General features: G+C 70.0%; 6 protein-coding genes and 1 tRNA gene. 3 read left to right on the plus strand and 4 right to left on the minus strand.

Features of this window, described 5'->3' with window-relative positions; all coding sequences use genetic code 11:
• The 3 genes from GH736_RS14875 to aceE all read right to left on the minus strand — a co-directional run.
• Nucleotides 1-343, minus strand: a 343-nt coding sequence (locus GH736_RS14875) for an ACP S-malonyltransferase (RefSeq protein WP_159604696.1), incomplete at its 3' end; no start/stop codon positions are given.
• Between the two features lie 103 nt (nucleotides 344-446).
• Nucleotides 447-1,658 carry a PucR family transcriptional regulator gene (locus tag GH736_RS14880; protein ID WP_159604698.1) on the minus strand — a complete coding sequence of 404 codons (1,212 nt, stop codon included), beginning with the start codon at nucleotides 1,656-1,658 and terminating at the stop codon, nucleotides 447-449.
• Nucleotides 1,659-1,669: 11 nt separating this feature from the next.
• The gene (aceE, locus tag GH736_RS14885) at nucleotides 1,670-4,396 is read right to left on the minus strand and encodes a pyruvate dehydrogenase (acetyl-transferring), homodimeric type (protein ID WP_159604700.1); all 2,727 of its coding nucleotides are present in this window, start codon (nucleotides 4,394-4,396) and stop codon (nucleotides 1,670-1,672) included.
• A gap of 171 nt (nucleotides 4,397-4,567) precedes the next feature.
• Between aceE and GH736_RS14890 the strand changes: the two genes are divergently transcribed.
• Nucleotides 4,568-5,023 carry a peroxiredoxin gene (locus GH736_RS14890; RefSeq protein ID WP_159604702.1) on the plus strand — a complete coding sequence of 152 codons (456 nt, stop codon included), beginning with the start codon at nucleotides 4,568-4,570 and terminating at the stop codon, nucleotides 5,021-5,023.
• A gap of 29 nt (nucleotides 5,024-5,052) precedes the next feature.
• On the opposite strand, the gene GH736_RS14895 is transcribed toward GH736_RS14890, so the two are convergent.
• A complete protein-coding gene (locus GH736_RS14895; RefSeq protein ID WP_159604704.1) occupies nucleotides 5,053-5,760 on the minus strand; it encodes a hypothetical protein in 708 nt (235 codons plus the stop codon).
• A gap of 75 nt (nucleotides 5,761-5,835) precedes the next feature.
• On the opposite strand from GH736_RS14895, the gene GH736_RS14900 reads away from it, so the two are divergent.
• Together GH736_RS14900 and GH736_RS14905 are read left to right on the plus strand one after the other, a co-directional pair.
• Nucleotides 5,836-5,908: transfer RNA gene (locus GH736_RS14900), tRNA-Val, on the plus strand.
• 47 nt (nucleotides 5,909-5,955) lie between these two features.
• The coding region (locus GH736_RS14905) for a Nif3-like dinuclear metal center hexameric protein (protein WP_162529566.1) at nucleotides 5,956-6,460 on the plus strand (505 nt) is incomplete at its 3' end.

The raw sequence follows: 6,460 nt of genomic DNA on the forward strand, positions 1-6,460 counted from the left end.
GCTCGGCGACGAAGTGCATGGCATCGGCCTGGGCGAGCACGCCGGCTCCGGATGCGGCCGTGATCTCGCCGACGGAGTGGCCGGCGATCCCGCCGATGCGGTCGCGGCGCCCGTCGGCGAGGAGGCGCTCGAGCGTCAGGAGTCCGGCGGCGACGATGAGGGGCTGCGCAATGGCCGTGTCGCGGATGGTGTCGGCGTCGCTGACGGTGCCATGGGTCGCCAGGTCGACGCCGGCCGCCTCGGAGTATCCGGCGAGGCGCTCCGCCGAAGCGGCATCGGCCAGCCAGGGCGCGAGGAAACCGGGGGTCTGCGAGCCCTGTCCAGGGCAGACGACGACGATCACGCTCTCTAGTCTGTCAAGGTCGCGTGGTGCGGGTGTGTGACGATGCCACAAGCTCTCGTCGAAAGCCTTGTGCGTGGCCGACATGCGGCACCGTTCAGAGCGGTCAGTTGGGGCGACGACGAGGCTGGTGCTCGTGGTCGCTCATCGAGCCGATGATGAGGGCCGACTGCAGGATCAGCGCCTCACGCGCTCCGGTGGCGTCCCATCCGATCACGTCGGACACGCGCTTCAGGCGGTAGCGCACGGTGTTGGGATGCACGAACAGCTCGCGGGCCGTGGCCTCGAGGGAGCGGCCGTTGTCGAGGTAGCTCCACAGGGTCGTGAGGAGCTCCGTGGAGTGAGCCTGCAGGGGGCGGTAGATGCGATGGACGAGCGTCGCGCGCGCGAGCGGATCGCCGGCGAGCGCTCGCTCGGGCAGCAGGTCGTCGGCGTGCACCGGTCGTGGCGCGTGCCGCCACGACCTCGCCACGGCGAAGCCCGCGAGGGCCGCCTTGGCACTCTTCGAGGCGTCGACCAGGTTGGGCACCTCGTGGCCGAGCACGAGGTGTCCCGGCCCGAAGTGCGGCTCGAGCTGGGTGGCGATCTCCATGAAGGTGAGCGCGGCCGACGTGCCGATGGTCTCCTCCGGCTCGGATCCGAGCGGGTCGGAGCGGCCGATCACGAGCACCAGCCGGTTGCCCTGCACGCCGATGAGCACGTCGGCGTGCATGTGCCGCGCGGCGCGGCGCACGTGGTCGACGTCGAGCTGCTTCGGCGCCGTGCCCACGAGCACCGCGACCTCGCCGTGCCCGTGCCAGCCGAGTGCCGCGATGCGGCTCGGCAGCTCGTCGTCGTATTCGCCGGAGAGGATCGAGTCGACGACGAGCGCCTCGAGACGCGCGTCCCAGAGCCCGCGCGCCTCGGCCGCGCGCGCGTAGACGTCGGCCGCGGCGAACGCGATCTCACGCGAATAGAGGAGGATCGCCTCGCGGAGCGGCTCGCTGCCGTCCTTCACGCGGTCCTCGACCACCTCGACGGTCACCCGGATGAGCTGCAGCGTCTGCTGCAGGCTCACCGAGCGGAGCAGCTCACGGGGAGCGGCTCCGAAGACGTCGGCGGCGATCCAGGGCGTCGACCGCGGGTCGTCGAACCAGGAGATGAACGAGGAGATGCCCGCCTGGGCGACGAGGCCCACGGCCGACCTGCGACTCGGAGGCATGTCGCCGTACCACGGCAGCGTGTCCTCGAGGCGCTTCAGCGTCTGGGTGGCGAGCTCGCCCGCGATGGTCCGCAACCACGCGAGCGTCTCCGCCTTCGTCCTGGGCTTCGTCGCCACCTCGTCGCCTGCTAGCTCTCGCCGCCGGCCGATCCGGTGGTGCCGGCGTTCACGTCGTGGAGCCGGTACTTCGCGATGGCCTGCGCCGGGAGCGAGCGGTCGACCTCTCCGCGATCCGCGAGCAGCTCGAGCGTGCGCACCACGACCGATGGGCCGTCGATCGTGAAGAAGCGCCGCGCCGCCGGGCGGGTGTCCGAGAAGCCGAAGCCGTCGGCGCCGAGCGTGGCGTAGTCGCCGGGCACGTAGGCGCGGATCTGGTCGGGCACCGCGTGCATGTAGTCGGACACGGCGACGAACGGACCCTGCACGCCGGTCAGCTTCTGCGTCAGGTACGCCGAGCGGCGCTCGGAATCGGGGTTCAGGAAGTTGTGCTCGTCGGCGGCCAGGCCGTCGCGGCGGAGCTCGGTCCAGCTGGTGACCGACCACACGTCGGCCGACACGCCCCAGTCGTTCGCGAGCAGCTCCTGCGCCTCGATGATCCACGGCACGGCCACGCCCGAGGCGAGCAGCTGCGCCTTGGGTCCCTGCACCGGGGACTCCGAGAGGCGGTGGATGCCGCGGACGATGCCCTCGACGTCGGTGCCCTCGGGCTCGGCGGGCTGCACGATCGGCTCGTTGTACACCGTGAGGTAGTACATGACGTTGGGGTCGGGGTGGTTGCCGCCATACATCCGGTCGAGCCCGGCCCGCACGATGTGCCCGATCTCGTAGCCGTAGGCGGGGTCGTACGAGACGACCGCCGGGTTCGTCGAGGCGAGGAGCAGCGAGTGCCCGTCGGCGTGCTGGAGGCCCTCACCGGTCAGCGTGGTGCGGCCCGCGGTGGCACCGATCATGAAGCCGCGCGCCATCTGGTCGCCGGCCGCCCAGATGGCGTCACCGGTGCGCTGGAACCCGAACATCGAGTAGAAGACGTAGATCGGGATCAGCGGCTCGCCCTGCGTCGAGTACGACGTTCCGACGTTGGTGAACGCGGCGAGCGCGCCCGCCTCGTTGATGCCGACGTGCACGATCTGGCCCTGCGGGCTCTCCTTGTAGGCGAGGAGCAGTTCGCGGTCGACCGACGTGTAGTGCTGGCCGTTCGGGTTGTAGATCTTCGCGTTCGGGAAGAACGCGTCCATGCCGAACGTGCGGGCCTCGTCGGGGATGATCGGCACGATGCGGTTGCCGAAGTCCTTCGCCCGCATGAGGTCCTTCAGGAGCCGGACGAACGCCATGGTCGTGGCGATCTCCTGCGTGCCCGAGCCCTTCTTCGAGATCGCGTACGCCGAGTCGTCGGGCAGCGTGATCGCCGTGTGGTTCGTGCGGCGCTCGGGCAGGTAGCCGCCGAGCTCGCGACGGCGCTCGTGGAGGTACTGGATCGCCTCGTCCTGCTCGCCCGGGTGGTAGTACGGCGGCAGGTAGGGGTTCTCCTCGAGCTGCGCGTCGCTGATCGGGATGCGCATCGCGTCGCGGAAGGTCTTGAGGTTGTCGAGCGTCATCTTCTTCATCTGGTGGGTCGCGTTGCGGCCCTCGAAGCTCGGACCAAGGCCGTAGCCCTTGATGGTCTTGGCGAGGATGACGGTGGGCTGGCCCTTGTGCTCGGTCGCGGCCTTGAACGCGGCGTACACCTTGCGGTAGTCGTGGCCGCCGCGCTTGAGGTTCCAGATCTGCTCGTCGGAGAGGTCCTTCACCAGCTCGAGGGCACGCGGGTCGCGGCCGAAGAAGTTCTCGCGCACATACGCGCCGGACTCGGCCTTGTACGTCTGGTAGTCGCCGTCGGGCGTGACGTTCATCAGGTTGCGCAGCGCCCCGTCGTGGTCGCGCGCGAGCAGGTCGTCCCACTCGCGGCCCCAGACGACCTTGATGACGTTCCAGCCGGCGCCGCGGAAGAAGCTCTCAAGCTCCTGGATGATCTTGCCGTTGCCGCGCACCGGGCCGTCGAGGCGCTGGAGGTTGCAGTTGATGACGAAGGTCAGGTTGTCGAGGCCCTCGTTCGCGGCGACCTGCAGCTGGCCGCGGCTCTCGACCTCGTCCATCTCGCCGTCGCCGAGGAACGCCCACACGTGCTGGTCGGAGGCGTCCTTGATGCCGCGGTTGGTGAGGTACTTGTTGAGCTGCGCCTGGTAGATCGCGTTGATGGGTCCGAGGCCCATGGACACGGTCGGGAACTGCCAGAAGTCGGGCATGAGGCGCGGGTGCGGGTACGACGAGAGGCCGTTGGGCGCGTGCGACTTCTCCTGGCGGAACCCGTCGAGCTGGTCGGCGCTGAGCCGGCCCTCGAGGAAGGCGCGCGCATAGGTGCCGGGGGAGGCGTGCCCCTGGATGAAGATCTGGTCGCCGCCGCCGGGGTGGTCCTGACCACGGAAGAAGTGGTTGAAGCCGACCTCGTAGAGCGCGGCGGATGACGCGTAGGTCGAGATGTGGCCGCCGACCGCGATGCCGGGGCGCTGCGCACGGTGCACGAGCATGGCCGCGTTCCAGCGGATCCACGCGCGGTAGCGGCGCTCGACGTCCTCGTCACCAGGGAACTCGGGCTCGTTCTCAGGCGCGATCGTGTTGAGGTAGTCGGTCGTGGGGACCATCGGCACGCCGAGGTGCAGCTCCTTCGAGCGCTTCAGCAGGCTGAGCATGATCTCGCGCGCCCGCTGGTGCCCCTTCTCCGCGACGAGTGCGTCGAGGGATTCGGCCCATTCGAAGGTCTCCTCGGGATCGGAGTCCATCGCCTCGACCGAGTAGGGGTCCTGGTCGTTGACAGTCACACTCGACCTCTCTCTTCAGCAGATCATGCCTGCGGTGTGGGGGCGTGCGCACGACGGAGGGACCGGATCACGGTCGCGTGGCACCACGCCATCCTAGTGATTCTATGCCCCGTGCGTCGGGGCTAGGCTGGGCGCCGTCGAAGCCGCACGAACCCCGGGAGCCAGACGACGATGATCCTCCAGCCCGGCACGGTCGCCCCCGACTTCTCGCTCCGCAACCAGTTCGGGCAAGCGGTGTCCCTCTCGACGTTCCGGGGCGTCACTCCCGTGACGCTCGTCTTCTTCCCGCTCGCCTTCTCACGGACGTGCCAGGGCGAACTCTGCGAGCTGCGCGATCATCCCGAGCTGTTCCGCGCCACAGGCACGGAGCTGCTCGGCATCTCGGTCGACTCGAAGCACGCACTCCGCGCGTGGGGCGAGGAGCAATCGTTCGACTTCCCGCTCCTCTCCGACTTCTGGCCGCACGGCGAGGTGGCGCGGTCGTACGGCGCGTTCCTCGACGAACCCGGCTACGCCGCCCGAGCCACGTTCATGATCGGCGTCGACGGCGTGATCCGGGCGAGCTTCGCCACCGGCCCGGGGGAGCCGAGATCGCTCGAGCAGTACCGCGCCGCGCTCGAGGCGTGAGCCGACGAAGCGGATGCCGCGGCATCCGCTCACTTTCCGGTGTCGAGGATCCCGACCGAGCGGGCGATGACGAGCGCGAGGATGACGAAGCCGCCGAAGGCCTGCAGCCCCATGAGCAGCTTGACGCGTTGGGAGAGCGGCATGGCGTCGCTGGCACTGAACGCCATGGAGTTCGACAGCGACGTGTAGAAGTAGTCGACGAACCTCGGCGTCCAGTCCAGCACGGCGGCGGATCCCGCCGCCACCTCGGCGATCGCGTCGTGGTCCTCGTCCTGCGAGAAGCGGAAGTCGGCGGCGGGCAGCTCGGTGCGCGCCCACGTCGTGCGCACGACGGGTCCGCCGCGGTCGATCTCCCAGTACAGCAGCGCGAACCCGATCACGTTCGCGACCCAGACCTGGAGCGCCGCGAGGAGCAGGCCGGGCGCGTCGTGCCTGCCGCTGATGAGCTTGAAGACGAGCAGCACCAGCGCCACCTGGTTGGCGAGCACCAGGAGCAGCGCCAGGGATACCGACAGCGTCCGCGTCCAGCCGGTCTCGCGCGTCAGGCGATGCGGGTTCACGATGATCAGCGGCACGAGGAGCGCGAGGCCCGCGCCGACCACCACGAAGCGCAGCGGCCCGATGAGCTCGTTCGGGAGGAAGGCGTACAGCCCGAGGGCGGCCAGCAGCGCTCCGACCGCCGGCCACCGATGCTCCGGCGGTGCCGTGCGGCTCGGATGCTGCGTGCCGGGCTCCATGGGCGTGAGTCTAGGGACGCTCCGCTACCATGGGCATGCGCCGCGCGGCGTGTGCCGGCAGGCCGTCGCGCGTGCGGGCCTTTAGCTCAGTTGGTAGAGCGCCACGTTTACACCGTGGATGTCGTCGGTTCGAGCCCGGCAGGGCCCACCGCCGCCTCGCCGCCGGGCTTCCCAGCGGGGGCTAGGCTGGGGCGCGTGCCAGCCGTTCTCGCCGAGGTCCTGACGACGATCGATCGACTCTGGCCACTCGACGGCGCCGAGTCGTGGGATGCAGCGGGGCTCGTCACGGGCGATCCCGACGCACCGGTCGAGCGCATCCTCCTCGCCGTCGACGCCGTCGCCGCCACCATCGACGAGGCGATCGACGTCGAGGCCGACCTCCTCATCGCCCACCACCCGCTGCTCCTGCGCGGGGTCACGAGCATCGCCGAGGACCGCTACAAGGGCGCCCTCCTCGCACGCCTCATCCGTGGGGACTGCGCACTGGTCGCCGCCCACACGAACGCCGATGTCGTCGAGCAGGGCACGTCTGCCGTGCTCGCGGCACGACTCGGGCTCGTGGACGTGCGCCCCATCGTGCCGGGCGCCGATCCGTCGCTCGGACTCGGCCGTATCGGACGGCTCCCCGAGCCGACCACGCTCGGCCGGCTCGCCAGGCGCGTGGCCGAGCTGTTGCCGCCGACGGCCACCGGCGTTCGCG

It is taken from the genome of Agromyces humi (assembly GCF_009720255.1).
Lineage (GTDB): Bacteria > Actinomycetota > Actinomycetes > Actinomycetales > Microbacteriaceae > Agromyces > Agromyces humi.

Bases quoted from the DNA above. Each gene is read 5' to 3' on its own strand.
- GH736_RS14895 (WP_159604704.1), bottom strand. From the start codon at position 5,760: ATGGAGCCCGGCACGCAGCATCCGAGCCGCACGGCACCGCCGGAGCAT.
- GH736_RS14890 (WP_159604702.1), top strand. From the start codon at position 4,568: ATGATCCTCCAGCCCGGCACGGTCGCCCCCGACTTCTCGCTCCGCAAC.